17 protein-coding genes and 1 pseudogene are annotated in these 17,407 nt (G+C 68.0%); 3 read left to right on the top strand and 15 right to left on the bottom strand.

The features are described 5' to 3' along the window. Nucleotides 1-21: 21 nt before the first annotated feature. Complete coding sequence (locus ACVWZ7_RS15375) at nt 22-558, bottom strand: hypothetical protein (protein ID WP_344361896.1); 537 nt, start codon at nt 556-558, stop codon at nt 22-24. 231 nt (nt 559-789) lie between these two features. Between ACVWZ7_RS15375 and ACVWZ7_RS15370 the strand changes: the two genes are divergently transcribed. Beyond that, a complete protein-coding gene (locus tag ACVWZ7_RS15370) occupies nt 790-1,371 on the top strand; it encodes a hypothetical protein (protein ID WP_456508379.1) in 582 nt (193 codons plus the stop codon). Between the two features lie 6 nt (nt 1,372-1,377). On the opposite strand, the gene ACVWZ7_RS15365 is transcribed toward ACVWZ7_RS15370, so the two are convergent. The 12 genes from ACVWZ7_RS15365 to ACVWZ7_RS15310 form a co-directional block, all read right to left on the bottom strand. Then, nucleotides 1,378-2,379 (bottom strand): DNA topoisomerase IB, encoded by a 1,002-nt coding sequence (locus tag ACVWZ7_RS15365; RefSeq protein WP_456508378.1) that lies wholly within the window; start codon nt 2,377-2,379, stop codon nt 1,378-1,380. Between the two features lie 171 nt (nt 2,380-2,550). Then, complete coding sequence (locus ACVWZ7_RS15360; protein ID WP_456508377.1) at nt 2,551-4,014, bottom strand: FAD-dependent oxidoreductase; 1,464 nt, start codon at nt 4,012-4,014, stop codon at nt 2,551-2,553. Between the two features lie 88 nt (nt 4,015-4,102). Beyond that, nucleotides 4,103-5,395 (bottom strand): uroporphyrinogen-III C-methyltransferase, encoded by a 1,293-nt coding sequence (gene cobA, locus ACVWZ7_RS15355; RefSeq protein ID WP_344361886.1) that lies wholly within the window; start codon nt 5,393-5,395, stop codon nt 4,103-4,105. Between the two features lie 122 nt (nt 5,396-5,517). Next, nucleotides 5,518-5,814, bottom strand: a complete 297-nt coding sequence (locus tag ACVWZ7_RS15350) for a putative quinol monooxygenase (RefSeq protein ID WP_116765206.1) — start codon at nt 5,812-5,814, stop codon at nt 5,518-5,520. Between the two features lie 233 nt (nt 5,815-6,047). Beyond that, nucleotides 6,048-6,998, bottom strand: coding sequence for an ABC transporter permease (locus ACVWZ7_RS15345; RefSeq protein ID WP_456508376.1), 951 nt, complete (start codon nt 6,996-6,998; stop codon nt 6,048-6,050). Continuing rightward, nucleotides 6,988-7,713, bottom strand: coding sequence for an ABC transporter ATP-binding protein (locus ACVWZ7_RS15340; protein ID WP_091251276.1), 726 nt, complete (start codon nt 7,711-7,713; stop codon nt 6,988-6,990). Before ACVWZ7_RS15340 ends, ACVWZ7_RS15345 begins: the two co-directional genes overlap by 11 nt. A 44-nt stretch (nt 7,714-7,757) precedes the next feature. After that, a complete protein-coding gene (locus ACVWZ7_RS15335) occupies nt 7,758-8,915 on the bottom strand; it encodes an ABC transporter substrate-binding protein (protein ID WP_456508375.1) in 1,158 nt (385 codons plus the stop codon). A gap of 284 nt (nt 8,916-9,199) precedes the next feature. Then, entirely contained in the window at nt 9,200-10,612 is a 1,413-nt protein-coding gene (locus tag ACVWZ7_RS15330) for a sulfate adenylyltransferase subunit 1 (RefSeq protein WP_344361877.1), read from the bottom strand. Then, nucleotides 10,612-11,679 (bottom strand): sulfate adenylyltransferase subunit CysD, encoded by a 1,068-nt coding sequence (gene cysD / locus ACVWZ7_RS15325; protein ID WP_456508374.1) that lies wholly within the window; start codon nt 11,677-11,679, stop codon nt 10,612-10,614. The genes ACVWZ7_RS15330 and cysD overlap by 1 nt, the downstream gene beginning before the upstream one ends. After that, nucleotides 11,676-12,515 (bottom strand): phosphoadenylyl-sulfate reductase, encoded by an 840-nt coding sequence (locus ACVWZ7_RS15320; protein ID WP_456508373.1) that lies wholly within the window; start codon nt 12,513-12,515, stop codon nt 11,676-11,678. Before ACVWZ7_RS15320 ends, cysD begins: the two co-directional genes overlap by 4 nt. Beyond that, nucleotides 12,512-14,257: a nitrite/sulfite reductase gene (locus ACVWZ7_RS15315; protein ID WP_116765210.1), complete on the bottom strand. Its 1,746-nt coding sequence runs from the start codon at nt 14,255-14,257 to the stop codon at nt 12,512-12,514. Before ACVWZ7_RS15315 ends, ACVWZ7_RS15320 begins: the two co-directional genes overlap by 4 nt. A gap of 131 nt (nt 14,258-14,388) precedes the next feature. Continuing rightward, nucleotides 14,389-15,135: a sirohydrochlorin chelatase gene (locus ACVWZ7_RS15310; RefSeq protein ID WP_456508372.1), complete on the bottom strand. Its 747-nt coding sequence runs from the start codon at nt 15,133-15,135 to the stop codon at nt 14,389-14,391. Nucleotides 15,136-15,196: 61 nt separating this feature from the next. On the opposite strand from ACVWZ7_RS15310, the gene ACVWZ7_RS15305 reads away from it, so the two are divergent. Together ACVWZ7_RS15305 and ACVWZ7_RS15300 are read left to right on the top strand one after the other, a co-directional pair. Beyond that, entirely contained in the window at nt 15,197-15,862 is a 666-nt protein-coding gene (locus ACVWZ7_RS15305) for a trimeric intracellular cation channel family protein (RefSeq protein WP_456508371.1), read from the top strand. A 20-nt stretch (nt 15,863-15,882) separates the two neighbouring features. Continuing rightward, nucleotides 15,883-16,311 carry a hypothetical protein gene (locus tag ACVWZ7_RS15300; protein ID WP_116765213.1) on the top strand — a complete coding sequence of 143 codons (429 nt, stop codon included), beginning with the start codon at nt 15,883-15,885 and terminating at the stop codon, nt 16,309-16,311. 155 nt (nt 16,312-16,466) lie between these two features. On the opposite strand, the gene ACVWZ7_RS15295 is transcribed toward ACVWZ7_RS15300, so the two are convergent. Both ACVWZ7_RS15295 and ACVWZ7_RS15290 read right to left on the bottom strand, forming a co-directional pair. Continuing rightward, the gene (locus tag ACVWZ7_RS15295; RefSeq protein WP_456509121.1) at nt 16,467-16,898 is read right to left on the bottom strand and encodes an endonuclease domain-containing protein; all 432 of its coding nucleotides are present in this window, start codon (nt 16,896-16,898) and stop codon (nt 16,467-16,469) included. A gap of 270 nt (nt 16,899-17,168) precedes the next feature. Next, a pseudogene (locus ACVWZ7_RS15290) lies at nt 17,169-17,303 on the bottom strand (type IV toxin-antitoxin system AbiEi family antitoxin domain-containing protein); the annotation flags it as partial. Nucleotides 17,304-17,407: the final 104 nt, after the last annotated feature.

Genomic DNA, 17,407 nt, shown 5'->3' with positions numbered 1-17,407 from the left:
GCGGTGGTCTTGGACGTGCCGCTAGCGGGCGAGGCCCTTGAACACGTTCTTCGGGCGCTGCATTTCGCCGTGCTTGGCGCCGAGGACAATCACCCAGCCGGCGAACACCGGGATGGCCCACTGCAGGATCTTCAGCTGCTGCTGCGCGGAACGGAGTTCCTCCGAGGCTTCCGGCTTCGGCTCGGTGGCACCCTTGGCGCCTTCCGAGGCCAGTTTCTCCACCTTGGCGCCCTGCAGCCCGGCGTACAGCGTCACGGCTGCGCCTGCGAGGGTGACGATGGACTTGTAGACCGTCAGCCGCGTGACGCCGTCCTGCTTGGCCATCCGGCCCTTGTTCTCCCACATGATGGCGAGGCCGGAAAGGAAGTGCGCGCCAAATGCGGCTGCCTGGAACGGGGCCCACTTCTTCCAGCCCAGGCTCGACAGCCGGGTACGTTCCGCGGGGTCCTTGGCTTCCGCCGTGGCACCATTTAGCCCAATGGCGCCCATGAGCGAACCGCCGAACCAGGCGCCTGCCGTGAGGTCGTGAATGGATCGGGCAACAAGATTACCTGCCATGGTGAGCTTCCTATCGTCTGTATTTCGAACCCGGAATCGCGGCGGCCAACCAAGGCCACATCTCGGCTATGGTAAGCATACTTAGCAAAAACTTGATAGTCCCCCTCCTCAACCCCGGCGCTGATGCCGCCTCCCGTCCTTGTTGCCGGACGAGCATTGGGGATATCGTGTGAGCTATCCCCGGAACCGTTCGTCATGCTCGTCCGGGGGTCGGGTTCTCCGAGGTGAGCCATGAGCTATGTCCCAGTCAGCAGACGCACCATCAGAAGGCACCGCGAATCCGAGCGGTCCACGAGGCGCCTCGTCGTCGTCCTGTGCGCAGCGGCCGCCGCGGCGTGGCTACTGTCCGTCACGCTGTCCACGGCAGTCCACGTGGACACCTTTGCCCACAACGTCGCCGTCGTGCTGCACGTGCTGTCCCTCGTGGTGGCCTTTGGCGCCATCATCCTGGTGGACTGGCACGGCTTCCTGTGGCTCATCGGCCGACGCAAGCTGGCCGAGATCATTCGGCTCGACGGGGCGGCCACACCGCTGATCTGGGGTGGCCTCGCCGGCATGCTGGCCACCGGGGTGTTCCTGAACCCGCACTTGACCAACCCGATGACAGACGTCAAGCTCGCAGCCGTCCTTGTGCTCAGCCTGAACGGGATCATGCTCATCCCGCTCATGCGGCGACTGGCGCGGATGCCCACCGATGCGTCGTTCGCGGACCTGACCGTCGGGCAGCGGATCCACATGATGTTGTGCCTGGTCATCTCGCAGGCCTGCTGGTGGACGGCGATCATCATCGGGTTCATCAACGGGATGTTCTGACAGCTATCAGGCATCCCGGCCGGACAAGGCGACCACGTCACCTTCCTGGTACAGCAGTGCCCGGAGCTCGGATTCGGCGGATTCCAGCCGTCTGGGGTCGATGGTCTCCCCGGAGGCGAAATGGTCCAGCAGCCGGGGGTCCACGTAGCTTTTGCGGGCGATCGACGGCGTGTTGCCCAGGACCTCGGAGGCATCGACCATGGCCCGGCTCACCGCACGTTTGCGGGCGGAGGCCTGCGCCTGAGGACCGCTCCGCGCGAGGCTGACGGCCGCCGCCACAGTTCCCCGCAGGGTGCGGAAGTCCTTGGCCGTGAAATCCTCCCCCGTGCGCTCCTTGACGTACTCGTTGATGTCCGGGCTGGACACCGGGTGCCAGCGGCTGCCGACCTTGTAGGCCAGCAGCCGGGCGTTGCCGCCGCGCCGCTTGAGCTGGCGCACGACGGCGGCGAGGTCGGCGTCGTCGATTCGCGATTCCCACGTCTTGCCGCTCTTGGCTGGGAAACTGAGCCTCAGCTCGTCCTGGTGCACGCGGACGTGGGCGCACAGCAGGGTGGCCAGACCGTGGCTGCCGTTCTCGTTGGTGTACCGCTCCGAGCCCACCCGGAGCGAGCCGCTGTCCAGCATCCGGAACGCGGCCGCCAGCACGCGTTCCCGGGTGAGCCCCTCCGAGCGCAGGTCCATCGTGACCCGGCGGCGTGCTGTCGGGAGCGTTTCGGCGAGCTGGAGGGCGCGGTCGAATTTGAGCCGGTCCTTTTTCTCCCGCCAGCTTGGATGGTAGATGTACTGCCGGCGTCCGACGGCGTCGAGTCCCGTCGCCTGGATGTGCCCGTTGTCGTACGGGGCAATCCAGACGTCGGTCCAAGCCGGCGGAATGCCGATGTGTTCCAGCCGGTCCCGCACCGGGCCGGCCGGAAGCGTGGAGCCGTCCAGGTCCTTGTAGCTGAAACCTGTCCCGGCGGGGACCCGGCGGTATCCGCGGCCGGACGCGTTGCTGTGACGGAGCCTCATCGGCCGGATCCTGGGTGCCTGGCGGTGTCCATGACGGTAAGCCTACTGACTACCGCCCCGGATCTCCCACACATCAAACAACGCGGGGTCACTTCGCGCCCATAATTCCCTACGGGATGGGCGAGAAGTGACCCTGCGTTGGTCTGCGCGTTTGTGTCATGCGGGTGGAGGCTAGACCTCGACGGCGGCGCCGCGGGAAATTTCCACCATGTCCTCGCGCGGGACCACCTTGATGCGTTCGCGGGCGACCTCTACGCCGTGCGATGCGCCGGCCGCCGTCGCCGCGTCGCCCAGGCCACGCTCGTGGGCGTCGAGCGCCAGCCAGCCTTCCCAGCTGGTGTACTCCACGCCGCGGCGCTCCAGGAGTTCGACGACGGCTTCCGGGGCCGGTGCTGCGGCCAGCGGCAGGTTTTCGCGGTCTTCGAGCAGGTAGGTGACGGTTTCCAGCGCGTCGCCCTTGGTGTGGCCGATGAGGCCCACCGGCCCGCGCTTGATCCAGCCGGTCGCGTAAATCCCCGGCACGTGGGTGCCGGCGGCATCCAGGACGCGGCCGCCGTCGTTCGGCACGACGCCCTTGCTGTGGTCGAACTCGACGTCGGGCAGCGCGGAGCCGAAGTAGCCGATGGCGCGGTACACGGCCTGGACCGGGTAGTCGACAAACTCGCCGGTGCCGCGGGCGTTGCCCGTGCCGTCCAGTTCGGTGCGCTCAAACTTGATGCCGGCGACCCGGCCGGGTGCCTCGGCGTCGTCGTAGACCTCCACCGGACTGTGCAGGAAGTGCAGGTGCAGGCGGCGGGACGCCTTGAGCTCGGAAAGGTCCTCGGGCTGTTCGGCGATCCAGTTGGTGAGCGTGCCCACCATGGTCTTGGTCTGGTTGTTGCTCTGGATCTGCCGGTCGGACTCGGCGTCGAACTCGAAGTCCTCGGCGTAGAGGATGATGTCGACGTCCTTGGAGTGCGAGAGCTCGCGCAGCTCCAGCGGGGTGAACTTCACCTGGGCCGGGCCGCGGCGGCCGAAGACGTGCACGTCGGTGACGGGCGAGGACTTCAGCCCGGCGTAGACGTTGTCCGGGATTTCGGAGACCAGGAGGTCGTCGGCGTGCTTGGAGAGCATGCGGGCCACGTCCAGGGCCACGTTGCCGTTGCCGATCACGGCGACTTCCTTGGCCTCGAGCGGCCATTCGCGGGACACGTCCGGGTGGCCGTCGTACCAGGAGACGAAATCGGCGCCGCCGTACGAGCCCTCGAGCTCGATGCCGGGGATGTTCAGGTCTGCGTCCTTGATGGCGCCGGTGGCGAAGATGACGGCGTCGTAGTGGGTGCGGAGGTCCTCGAGGGAGAGGTCGGTGCCGTAGTCGACGTTGCCGAAGAAGCGGATGTCGCCGCGGTCCAGGACTTTGTGCAGGGCGTTGACGATGCCCTTGATCCGCGGGTGGTCCGGGGCGACGCCGTAGCGGATGAGTCCGTACGGCGCCGGGTAGCGGTCGAAGAGGTCGATGCTCACCGTGAGCTCGCCGCTCTTGACGGCCTCGCTCTTGGTCAGGATGTCCGCGGCGTACACCCCGGCGGGTCCGGAGCCGACGACGGCGATGCGCAGCGGGCGGGCGGCAGTTCCTACAGGGGTGCTTGTTGACACGGCTGTGTTCCTTTTTCTTCTGCATCCGTTGCTCCATAGCTGCCCTTTTGAGGCTTGATAACGGCGGTTATGGAGCAATCGACGGGGTTTAGGGGGTCAGTACTCGGGTCTTGACGGTGCGGGCGGTGCGTGGGGTGTTCGGGGTGGTGGTGCTGTAGTCCGCGGTCTTGAAGTGCGACGGCGCGAACGGGCTGACGCGGACGACGTCGCCGATCACGATCACGGCGGGGTTCGCGACGCCGGCCGCCTCGGCCTGGTCCGCGATGGTCCCGAGCGTCCCGATGGTCACCCGCTGGTCGGGCAGGTAGCCATTCTCTACGATGCCAACCGGCGTGCCTGCTGGCAAACCGGCACGGGCAAGGGAATCCGCGGAATCGCGGAGCTGGCCCACGCCCATGAGCAGGATCACGGTGTGGTCGGCGCGGGCCGGGACCTCGGAGAGCTCCTCGTGGCCGGTGACCACGCTGAAGCCCTTGGCCAGCCCGCGGTGCGTGACGGGGATGCCGGCGGCGGCCGGGACGGATATGGCGGAGGTGACGCCCGGGACCACTTCAACGTCCACGCCGTGCTGCCGGCAGAACTCGGCTTCCTCGCCGCCGCGGCCCAGGACGTACGGGTCGCCGCCTTTGAGCCGGACCACGCGGTGGCCCTGCCGGGCCTCGTCAACCAGGATCCGGTTGATTTCGGCCTGCGGGACCGGGTGGTGGCCCGGAGTCTTGCCGACCTCGATCACGCGGACGTCGGGGGCGAGTTCGGCCAGGAGCTCGCGGGGGCCGAGGCGGTCCGCGACCACGACATCGGCCTGGCCCAGGAGCCGGCGGCCGCGGACGGTGATGAGTCCGGTGTCGCCAGGCCCGCCACCCACGAGGGCCACGGCGCCGTCTGTTGAACCGGCCCGCGCCCGCTGGCGGCGCAGCGGGAGGTCTCCAGTTTCCAGGGCGGTGGCGACGGCGTCGCGCAGGGCCATGGCGCGGCGCGGGTCTCCCCCGGCATTGACGGCGATCTTGACGTCGTCCACGACGGCGACGGCGGGCGTCCAGGCTGCGGAGGATTCGTGGTCGGAGGCATTGACGCACCAGATGCGCTGCGCCTCGGCGTCGGCGGAGACCTGCGCGTCCACGGCAGCGTCACCGGTGGCGGTCTGGACGAACCAGACGCCGTCGACGTCGGCCGAGCGGTACGCCCGGGGCTCCCAGCTCAGGAGGCCGGCGCCGACAAGATCCTGGAGCGGCGCGGAGGCAACGGGGGCCACCACCGTGACGCGGGCTCCGGCGTCGAGCAGTCCCTTGGCGCGCCGCGCGGCTACGGGTCCGCCGCCAACCACCAGCACGGGACGGCCAAGAAGGCGCAGCGCCGTGGGGTAAATGTCCTGAATTGCCATGCATCGACGATAGGGCGGCGTCACATTGCGGAACAACGGTACGGAAACACCAGTTCACGCAAGGTAACGCCGCGTCACATAGTGGCACTCCCCGACGAAGGACGGCGGAGCCCGGTGGAGCCCTATTTCACGGCGATGAGTTCGATCAGCTTGATGTCCGGGTCCTTGGCGAGCAGCGACGGGCCGTGTTCACCGAGGGCGGCCGGAATGGCTCCGTTGAGGTGGGCCTGGCGGTCCTCCTCGGAATCGAAGGTGTCGAAGATGCCGAAGGTGTTCTCGTTGACCCGGAAGGCGTACCAAGTCCGGGTTCCGGGTTCGTTGAGCACGATCTCGCGGCCCCCGTTGAGGAAGTCCCAGACATCCTGTTCCTTCCCCGGCTTGGCTTCGACCAGGGCCAGCACGCCAAATTTTGCTGCCACAGCGACCTCCTAGGATTCAGACTTGGAATCAGTCTTGGAATCAGTCTCGGAATGGGCCGGAACCCGGCCTCTAGGCGTGAGTGTAGGCCTGTGCCCGTGCCCCTGCAAGGAGTCGCGGCAAAAGCAACGCGGGGTCACTCGCGGCCCATAATTCCTGGAATATGGGCCGCAAGTGACCCCGCGTTGCTGTGCAAGGGGTGACGTCGAGGCAGGCGTGCTGCCGGGTGCTGCGCCTAGCGGGTGCTGCCGGCGAGTAGGCCCCGGCGGCGGAGCAGCCGCTTTTCGATCGGGGCGAAGACAAGCAGTTCGATCAGGATGCCGACGGCGAGGATCAGCAGGATGGCGGACATCACGATGGTCATGTCGGACAGGACGCGGCCCTGATCCAGCATGGAGCCCAACCCGAAGCCGATGGTGCCGCCGACGGCGATGATTTCCGCCGCCATGAGCGAGCGCCAGGAAAACGCCCAGCCCTGTTTGAGGCCGCTGAGGTATCCGGGCAGGGCGGCGGGCAGGATGATCTGCAGGGCAAGTTGGAGCCGCGACGCACCCAGGACCTTTCCGACGCTGCGGTACTGCGGCGGAATCTGGTCCACGCCGGAGATCAGGCCATTGATGATCGAAGGGATGGCACCCATGAACACCACGAAATACACCGTGGCGTCGGTGAGGCCGAACCAGAGGATGGCCGCGGGCACCCAGGCCACGGACGGCAGCACCTGCAGCCCGGAGATCAGTGGCCCGAATGCGCGCCGCAACGGTGCCACCTGCGCCAGTAGGAGCCCCACCGGCGTCGCGATGACCACGCTGATCAGGAAGCCCACGACGCCGCGCTGCAGCGACGTCCAGACGGCCTCCTGCAGCTTGCCCTCGCTCCACAGGGTTCCAATCTGGCTGATGACGTCCATCGGGCCGGGCACGATGTCCCGACGCCTGAAGCCCAGCGACACATACAGCTGCCAGAGGATGACGAGCACCGCGAGGGCAGCGACCGGCAGCAGAATCCTGCTCCAGTCGATGCGGGCCTTACGGATGGAGTCGGACTGGAGGGAATCCAGGCCCGCTTCGAGCTCGCGCAGGTCTTCCTTGCCGCTGGAGGAGCGGGTCAGGGCCGCGTGCACTTTGCGGGTCTCGGCCGGGGCTTCCGCTATGGCTTCGACTACGGGGAGTTGGTTACTTGGCATGGCGGCGGATCTCCTCGCGTAGCCGGGCGGTGATGACGCCGGTGAGCTGGCCGGCCAGACCGGCGTCGGTTCGGTGTTCTTCGGTGACGTGCCATTCCTCCACCACGCGGCCGGGCCGGGAGGAGAGCAGCAGCACGCGCTGGCCCAGCCGGACGGCCTCGCGGACGTTGTGCGTGACGAAGACGATGGTGCGGCCGGTTTCCTTCCAGATGCGTTCCAGCTCGTCGTGGAGCAGGTCGCGCGTAATCGCATCCAGCGCCGCGAACGGCTCGTCCATGAGCAGCAGCTGCCGGTCCTGGGCCAGGGAACGGGCCAGGGCCACGCGCTGGCGCATCCCGCCGGAGAGTTCGTGCGGACGCTTGTCCCCCGCGCCGCCCAGGTGCACCAGGTCCAGCAGCTCCCCGGCGCGGACGCGGCGGTCGGCCTTCCCGACGCCGCGCAGTTTCAGGGCCAGCTCGATGTTTTCCCGGGCCGTCAGCCAGGGAAACAGCGCCGCGTCCTGGAACATGAAGGCGGCGCCGTCGCTGGGCACCTCCAGGGCGCCCGACGTCGGGGCCTCCAGTCCCGCCATGATGTTGAGCAGGGTGGACTTGCCGCAGCCGGAGGCACCGAGCAGGGCGACGAACTCGCCCTGCGCGATGGTGGCGTTGACGTCGTCCAGCACCGGGGCGCCGTCGCCGAAGCGCTTGCCCAGGTTTTCCAGTACGACTGGCATGGTCAGGTCCTTACTGTTGTGGCGGATTGCTGGAGGCCAAGGAGCTAGTCTTTGCCGAGGCCTTGGGCGGGGATCTTCTTGCCGGCGACGGCGTTGAGGGCGGTGAGGTCGAAGATGCCGTTGATGTCGGCCTGCTTGGTGGTGCCGGCGTCGACACCGTCCTGGAGCAGCTTCTTGTACGTCCCGGCCAGCGGGTCGACGGTGAAGACAATGTTCTTCAGGGACCGGTCGATCACATCCGCCGGCAGCGCCGAGCCGGCCGCGGCCTTGAGAGCGGCATTGAGGACCGTGGCCTTCTCGCCCGCCGGGGCCGCGTTGAGCCAGTCCACGGATTCCACATGGCCCTTCAGCAGCGCCTGCACCGTGGCCGGGTGCTCCGCGGCGAACTTCTTGTTCACGATCAGCACCGTGGTGACGAACTCACCTTTGTCCCACAGATCCTTCTCATCGACCAGGACCTTCGCACCGGCCTGCAGCACCAGGCGCGAGGCCCAGGGCTCCGGCAGCCACGCACCGTCAAGCTTGCCGTCCTGGAACAACTTCAGGGTCTGGGCATTCTCGGTCGGGTTGATCGCGACGTCCCCGCCGTCCGTGGAGATCTTGAACCCCTGCTTGCCCAGCCACGCCCGCAGCGCCACATCCTGGGTCCCGCCCAGCTGCGGAGACGCCAGCGTCTTGCCCCTCAGATCCGCCGCCGAGTTGATCCCGGGCTTCACCACCAGCTGCGCCCCGCCGGACGCGGCACCGGCGATGATGCTGACCGACGCGCCGCCGCTCTTGACATAGGAGTTGATCGCCGGGTTCGGGCCGATGTAGGTCGCGTCGATCGCACCGGCGTTCAGGGCCTCGATCGCGGCCGGGCCCGCGTTGAAGACCTGCGTGGTCAGCTTCGTCTGGCCGAGCTCCTTGGCGATGAACCCCTTATTCACCCCGACCAGGGCCGGGGCATGGGTGATGTTGCCGAAATAGCCCAACCGCAGCTCCGCAGCCGGGCTCGCGTCCGCCACGGCCGCCGAGGCGGTTTCCGGGCCGCGGGACAGCGTGGAGGCCACGGCCGCACCGGCGCCGATCAGAAGCACAAGTCCTGCGGCCAGCGCGATCTCAAGAGTCCGCTTGCGTTTGGGTTTGCCGGTTTCGCCGGCGACGATCCGGGTGGTGCCGGGCTGCGTGCCGGGCGCGGGTTTTTCGGGGGTGCGTGACATGGGTGAAGTCCTGTTCTGGGGTGAGTGCGGAATTGCCGGGCGTGGTGGTCAGCGCCGGCGACATCGCCCCTGGAGGTTCCTGCGGGGGGAGCCGTGGATCCGTTCCGTTGTCTTCATTCATTCACCATAGGGAGTGTCATAAACGCGGTTCAACGGTCCGGAAACCGGGGGTCACGCGGGTTCATGCGGCGTCATATTCGGCCTCAAAAGACGGCAGCCTGTTTCCGGGCCCGCGGCACATGGCGGCGGGCCGGGAAACAGGCTGCGCCCGTGTAACAGATGACCTAGATCGAGTAGCGCTCGTCTTCGTGGTCGCCGGGGTGGTCGTTGACCAGGCCGGCGGCAAGGGTGTTGCCGTCGAGCGGGTCAATCACGAGGAACGCCCCGGTGCGGCGGTGGTGCAGGTAGTTCTCCAGGGGAAGCGGAGCGGCGAGCCGAAGCTGCGCGTGCCCGATGTCGTTCAGCTCCAGCGTGGTGGTCGGTTCCAGCTGGAAGCTGGCGAGGTCCAGCTTGCCCGTCACGTTCCGGACCAGGGCCTGGACCGTGCGGGTGCCGTGCTTGACCAGCACCTTGGCGCCTTCCCGGAGCGGTTTGGGCGAGAGCCAGCAGAGGGCGGCATACAGGTCTGCCGAGGATTCGCGAACCGTCCCTGCTGCCGCGATCGTGTCACCGCGGGCGACGTCGAACTCATCCGCCAGGCGCAGTGCCACGGACTGCGGGGCAGCCGCCTCGGCGAGCTCGCGGCCGGCGAAGTCGATCCCGGTGACCGTGGTGGTGCGCGGTGCCTGGCCCGGCGTCAGGACGCTGACCTGGTCCCCGAGCTTCACGGAGCCTTCGGTGATCTGGCCGGCGTAGGCGCGGTAGTCGCGGTACGCCTCCGGATCCAGGCCGCCGGCGACGGCGTCGGGGGCCAGCGCACCCTGTGGCCGGACCACCAGCTGGACCGGGAAGCGGAAGCTCTCCAGGTGGCTTTCGAGTTCGTCGGCGGCCGGCAGGGTCTCCAGGACTTCCAGCAGGGCGGGCCCGTCGTACCAGGGGGTCCGGTCCGAGGGGTCGACGACGTTGTCGCCGTCGAGCGCGGACACGGGGATGACCAGGAGGTCGGCAACCCCGTCGGAACCAAGCCCGAGTTCGCGGCCGACCTGCTGGACGTCCGCCTCGATCGCGCGGAACACGTCCTCGCTGAACTCCACGAGGTCGATCTTGTTCACGGCCACAATGACATGGGCAACGCGCAGCAGCTGCAGCACGGACAGGTGCCGGCGGGTCTGCTCCAGGACCCCCTTGCGGGCGTCGATGAGCACGACGACGGCGTCCGCCGTGGACGCGCCGGTCACCGTGTTCTTGGTGTACTGCACGTGCCCGGGGCAGTCCGCGAGGATGAAGCTGCGGCGGTCAGTGGCGAAGTAGCGGTAGGCGACGTCGATGGTGATGCCCTGCTCGCGCTCGGCGCGCAGGCCGTCGGTCAGCAGGGCGAGGTCGATCCCGCCAGCCGAACCCCCAAAGCCGCGGTCCGCGGAGGTGCGGGCGACGGCGTCGAGCTGGTCGGCGAGGATCGCCTTGGAGTCGTGCAGGAGCCGGCCCACGAGCGTGGACTTGCCGTCATCGACGGAGCCAGCGGTGGCGAAACGGAACAGCGTGGTGGGCAGCGCCGCGGACGCCAGGTCCGGGCCCGCGAGGAAAGTTTCCGTGCTCATTAGAAATAGCCGTCCTTCTTGCGGTCTTCCATGGCGGCCTCGGAGATGCGGTCATCGGCCCGGGTGGCGCCACGTTCGGTGATGGTGGAGGCGGCAACTTCAATGACGACGTCGCGCACGGTGGCGGCGGCCGATTCCACGGCGCCGGTGCAGGACATGTCACCGACGGTCCTGTACCGGACTGTCTTGGTGATGACTTCCTCGTGGTCGCGCGGCTGGGAGACCTCGCCGACCGCGCGCCACATGCCGTCGCGGGCGAAGACCTCGCGCTCGTGGGCGTAGTAGAGGCCCGGCAGCTCGATGTTTTCGCGCTCGATGTAGCGCCACACGTCCAGTTCGGTCCAGTTGCTGATCGGGAAGGCCCGGACGTGCTGGCCCACGGTGTGCCGGCCGTTGTACAGGTTCCACAATTCGGGGCGCTGGTTGCGGGGGTCCCACTGGCCGAACTCGTCGCGCAGGCTCAGGATGCGCTCCTTGGCGCGGGCCTTGTCCTCGTCGCGGCGGCCGCCGCCGAAGACGGCGTCGAACTTGTTGCGCTGGATCGCATCCAGCAGCGGGACGGTCTGCAGCGGGTTGCGGGTGCCGTCGGCGCGTTCGGCCAGCTCGCCGGAGTCGATGAACTCCTGGACGGAGCCGACGACGAGCTTGAGGCCCAGACGCTCCACCGTGCGGTCGCGGAACTCGATGACCTCGGGGAAGTTGTGCCCGGTGTCCACATGCAGGACCGGGAAGGGCACCTTGCCGGGCCAGAACGCCTTGGTGGCCAGGTGGAGCATGACCACGGAGTCCTTGCCGCCGGAAAACAGCAGCGCCGGCTTCTCGAACTCGGCAACGACCTCGCGGATGATGTGGATGGCCTCGGACTCGAGGGTGTCGAGGCTGGAGAGGCGGCCGGGTGCGACGCCGATTGCCGCCCCCGCCCCTGCGCCGCTGGGCTGATCTCCGATCAGCCCAGCGCGCGGCTCCGACAGGCCCGATACCACTCCCCGGGCGGCAATCGGCGTCTCAGCAGCGTCGTTGTCCAGCACAGACAGCTCCAGGTCCTCGTTGGTGATTTGAGTTCTCATACGTGTAGTCCGCATTCTGTCTTGTCGGTTCCTGCCCAGCGGCCGGCGCGGGGGTCGTCGCCGGGCGCTACCTTGCGGGTGCAGGGCTGGCAGCCAATGGACGGGTAGCCCTGTGAAAGCAGCGGGTTGACGGGAAGGAGGTTGTCGTCGGAGTACTGCACCAGCTGGTCGAACGTCCAGGCCGCCACCGGGTTGACCTTGACCAGGCCGTTGGCCTCGTCCCAGGTGATCAGCGGCGTGTTGGTGCGGGTGGGGGCCTCGTCACGGCGGACTCCGGTGAACCAGAGCTCGTAGCCGGCGAGGGTGCGGCGCAGGGGCGCCACCTTGCGCAGGGCACAGCACTGGGCGGCGTCGCGGGCGAAGAGGTCCTTGCCCAGGAGCCGGTCCTGCTGCTCCACGGTGTTCTCCGGCAGGACGTCCACGACGTTGACGCGGAGGTTGGCTGCCACCTCGTCGCGGGTCGCGTAGGTCTCCGGGAAGTGGTAGCCGGTTTCGAGGAAGAGGACGTCGACGCCGGGGAGCTGGTCCGCGACGAGCGCCGGCAGGACGGCGTCGGCCATGGAGCAGGCGACGGCTACCGCGGGCAGCTCGAAATTGCGGGCCACCCAGGCGATGACGTCACGGGCCGGGGCGTCCCAGCCGAGCTCGGCGGCGCCGGCCTCGGCGAGGGCCTTGAGCTCCTCGTGAGTGCGGAGTGCAACGGGGCCGTTGGCAGGCGATGCCGCCCCCGCCCCTTCGCCGCGCTGCTGATCTTCGATCAGCTCAGCGCGCGGCTCCGACAGGCCCGATGCCACGCCCTGGGCGGCACCGCCTGCCAGCGGCTGAGCCTTCGTCACTGGAGATCCCCCTCTTCGGCGGCGTGGGCCCATTCTGCGAAGGTCTGGCCCTCGGCACGGTCGGCGACGAACTTCCGGACCACGCGCTCCACATAATCGGGGAGATCCTCAACGTAGACCTTGAGGCCACGGACGGTGCGGCCGAGGCCGGCCTCCTCGCGGCTGTTGGACGCCAGCCCGCCGCCGAGGTGGACCTGGAAGCCGGGCGTCGGGTCGCCGTCGGGCGTTGGCAGCATCATGCCCTTGAGGCCGATGTCCGCCGTCTGGATCCGGGCGCAGGAGTTGGGGCAGCCGTTGATGTGCAGGGACAGCGCCTGGGGCAGCTGCTTGCTCTCGGCGAGGTCGGCCAGGCGGCGTTCCAGCTCGGCGACGGCGGTGGCGGCCGTGACCTTGGTTTCCACGATGGCGAGCTTGCAGAACTCGATGCCCGTGCAGGCGATGGTGCCGCGGCGGAACACGGACGGCCGGGCGGACAGGCCCAGGGCGTCGAGCTCGGCCACGAGGGGCTCGACCTCGTCCTTGGGCACGTCAAGGACCACGAGCTTCTGGTGCGGGGTGGTGCGCAAACGCTGCGAGCCGCGGGCTTCCAGGGTGTCCGCGAGCTTGACGAGCTGGCTGCCGGAGAGCCGGCCGGCCAGCGGGGTGGCGCCGATGAAGAACTTGCCGTCCTTCTGTTCGTGCACGCCGATGTGGTCGCCGGGTGTGGACGGCTTGGGCGCTGCGGGGCCGTCGGAGAGCTTGAAGCCAAGGTATTCGTCTTCGAGGATCTGCCGGAACTTCTCCGGGCCCCAGTCGGCCATCAGGAACTTCAGGCGCGCCTTGGTGCGCATGCGGCGGTAGCCGTAGTCGCGGAAGATGCTGGTGACGCCGAGCCAGACCTCTGCGGCCTCCTCGGGCTTGACGAACGCGCCGAGCCGCTTGGCCAGCATGGGGTTGGTGGAGAGGGCCCCGCCGACCCAGAGGTCGTAGCCGGCGCCGAGCTCGGGGTGGACCATGCCCACCAGGCCGAAGTCGTTGATTTCGTGGACCACGTCCTGGCTGGGGTGGCCGGTGATGGCGGTCTTGTATTTCCGCGGCAGGTTAGCGAGCTCGGGGTCGCCGATGAAGCGTTCCGCGAGCTCCTGGATCAGCGGCGTGGGGTCGATGATCTCGTCCTTGGCGATCCCCGCAACCGGGGAGCCGAGGATGACGCGGGGGACGTCGCCGCAGGCTTCCGTGGTGGACAGCCCCACGGCCTCGAGCCGGCGCCAGATCTCGGGCACGTCTTCGACCCGGATCCAGTGCAGCTGGATGTTCTGGCGGTCCGTGAGGTCGGCCGAGTCGCGGGCGAAGTCCACGGAGATCTGGCCGATGACGCGCAGCTGCTCGGTGGTGAGCGCACCGCCGTCGATCCGTACGCGGAGCATGAAGTACTTGTCTTCGAGCTCATGCGGCTCAAGCGTGGCGGTCTTGCCGCCGTCGATCCCGGGTTTGCGCTGGGTGTAGAGGCCCCACCAGCGGAAGCGGCCGTGCAGGTCGGTGCCGTCGATGGAATCGAAGCCGTGCTTGGAGTAGACGGACTCGATACGCTCGCGGACGTTGAGGCCGCTGTCTTCCTGTTTCCAGGTCTCGTTGGCGTTCAGCGGCGTGGTGCCGTCCACTTTCCACTGCCCGTGCGGCTTTGCGGCGGGGCGGGAGGGTCGCTTGGTGCGGCCGGCGGCAGCCTCGTCCGTGGACGCTCCGGCTAGAGCTGTATCAGTCATGCATCGACTGTAGGGGTGGCCGTAATGCCGTCACAAAGGGTCAGAAACGGGAGGTCACCTAGGGAAACATTTCGTCACGAACCGCCGAAAAGCCTTGATCCAGCCGCCCGCCTGTGCATCTGGCGGAACAGTCAGGCCAAGGGTTGGCCGGCCGCGGCCAGCGCGGCGTCGTAGCGTTCCAAGGCGATGCTGGCGAGGACCGGCGAGGGCAGGAGCGGCGCTGTCACAAGGTCCGCTCCGGCCTTGGCCAGCTGGTCATGGAAGAAGCCGGGCGCTAGGAGATAGGCGGCGATGACAACCCGGCCACCCAGGTCCACTCCCCCGGCCGAGTCCCCCGCGCCAGCACCCCCGGCGGCCTCCTCGCGGAGCATGGCCACGGCTTCGGGCACCGAGGGCTTGGCGGACGCGCCGTACGCGGCCACGATCCGGTTGGACCGCAGGGAGCGCAGCTGTCCGGCAAGTTCCTCGACGTTGCCGGAGGCACTGGGGTCGGAGGACCCGGCAGCGGCGAGGATTACGGCGTCGTTGTCCGTTACACCTGCCTCGCGCAGTCGCTGGTCCAACAGCGCCGCCAGCCGCGGGTCCGGCCCCAGCGGCGCGGCGGCAAGAGTGTCCGGCCGGCTCTTCACAGCCCGGGCGATGTCCACCTTGACGTGGTAACCGACGCTCAGCAGCAGCGGAACCACGACGGCGGTCTCCCCCGCCGGGAGCCCCGCCACGACGGCCGGCAGGTCCGGGTCCTGCACGTCGACGTAGGCCTCGCGGACGTCCAGTCCGGGCCGGAGCGCGGCGATGCCGTCCCGGAGCGCGTTGACCTCCGCGGCTCCGAGCTTGCTGGACGTGCCGTGGGCGCAGGCGATCAGGATGGGGCTATTCATAGCCGTTAGCGTAACCTTGGAGCCGCCCCATCCGCCGCCTAATTATCGACCGGGACGCTTCATGACCTTCTCCTTCAGCCTTGTCCTGGTCTGGCTTGACCTCGCCGGCGTCTTCTTCTTTGCGGTCTCCGGATCGCTGCTTGCGGCCCGGAAGCAGTTCGACATCATCGGCTCGCTGCTCCTGGCCTCGGTGGTGAGCCTGGGCGGGGGCGTCATCCGCGACATCATCATCAACGCCGGGCCGCCGGTCGCGTTCACCAACCCGGCCTACCTCGCACCTCCCCTGCTCGCCACGGTCCTGGTGTACTTCCTGTTCTCCAGCGTCCAGCGCTTCACCTCGCTGCTGATCCTGTTCGATGCCGGTGGGCTGGCACTGTTTTGCATCACCGGCACCCTCAAGGCCCTGGCCGCCGGGATGAATCCCGTGGCTGCCGTCCTGCTGGGAGTCACGACGGCGGTGGGCGGCGGCCTGCTGCGCGACATCACTGCCAACGAGGTTCCGCAGCTTTTTGACCCCAAGGACATCTATGCCTTGCCGGCGTTTGCCGGGGCGGCCTCCACCGCGGTCCTGTCCCTCACCGGAACCTTCACCGCGGTCTCCGCCACCGCCGTCACCGCCGTCGTCTTCGCCTTCCGGGTCACGGCATGGCGCCGCCACTGGCACGCCCCGCTGGCCGTGCGCGGCTGGCACCGGCTCGGCCTGGGCACGGCGGAAAACGGCCGCTAGGGATTAGCTAGGATAAGACCATGACTGACATGTTCCTCGAGAAATTCCGCGCGCTTGTACCGAAGTATCTCGAAGACGAATGGCAGGAAGAGGATGGCCTCGCGGCCGACGAACTCGACGCCGCCCTGGCCGAACACCAGTTCCAGATCCCGCTGGTCCTGCGCGAGTTCTACCTGGCCGTCGGGGGCTGCGAGGACCTCATGGAGGCCTACCACTATTTCTGGGACCCGGAAGAGCTCGAAGTCGATGACGAGGGCTTCCTCATGTTCCTCGAGGACGAGGAAGAGCAGTTCACGTGGGGTTTCCGCGTCGGGGACCTCAGCGTCCCGGATCCGATCGTGTACCGCCGCAACAACGCCCGCGGCCAGTGGAAGAGCGAGGAAGGGACCTTCTCCGAATTCGTCTTCGACATGTTCGAGTGGGCCTTCAACGACGAGGACGAAGACTAGGCGGAGCCTCTCATTGGCTTAGGGGCTGAGGGCCTCGCCGGTCCTGGGCACAGCAGCCCGGGGGCACTTTGGCACGGACACGCCGCCGCCCGCCACAGAAATCCCCACCCGGGGCCTCAAAGTAGCCCCCGACGGCGCCCCGCGACTGTTGCCCCTCACGGCTGGTATCCACCCCGACGCCACAACTCCAGCACCGCGAGGACCTGCGCAATCATCCGCTCCGGGTGGTGGACGACGACGTCGTAGCCGAACCTGAGCACCAAGTAGCCTCCGACGAGGCTTGCGTTGTTCCGCCGTCGGTCCTTCTTCACCTGCAGCGGCTCCAAATGCGATTCGCCGTCCGTCTCCACCACGAGAATGTCCTCAACGAGGAAGTCCACCTCGCCCACCCCGGGAATCTCCACATGCCGTCGGACCTGCAGCCCGGCACGGTGGAAGGCGGTGTTGGCCAGAACTTCCAGCAGCGAATCGGCCCGGGGAATGACCAGGTCCAGCACCGATCTGGCCCGGCCGTTGCGATTGCCCTCGAGTTTGGCGCGGAGGAAGGCCAGACTGATGTCGCCCCGGCCGACAGCACACTGGACCATGACAAGAGCTTCCAACTCCGGCAGACAGTGGAGTGCATGGATCAGGACGTCAGCGAGTCCGGCCATGGGCAGCCACGGGTGCCGGGGATGCTGGCAGCGACCATGCGCCACGACGCCGGGTGGCGCGGCCCGATGCCCAAGACACAAGTGCATGGACTGGGCCGACGTCAAGGTCCACAATCCGTAGCCCGGAGCGGCCGACAGGCATGTGAGCAACCCCCTCAGTTCTCGCGCCGTCCGGTAGACGCCGGAATCCTGTGGCAGTCCATAGTATCCGCGACGGATCCTCACCAGGGTGCCGTGGGCCAAGGCCGTGGTTATTCGCTGGCGGCTGAATCCAGCCCGGCGAAGGTCAGCCGCGGTGGCCGTTCCGCCCCGTGAAGCAAGGAAAGTGGCAACGTTCATTCCGCCAATGTGCCCTGCCTGGGATCCGTCGAGCCCGCCCCGGTTGCGCCATGTGGAAAACTTCGGGCCACCCAACCAGTGCCGCGGGGGCACTTTGACGTCGA

Source organism: Arthrobacter sp. TE12232 (genome assembly GCF_054062615.1).
This window is presented reverse-complemented; position numbering and strand designations above follow the sequence as displayed.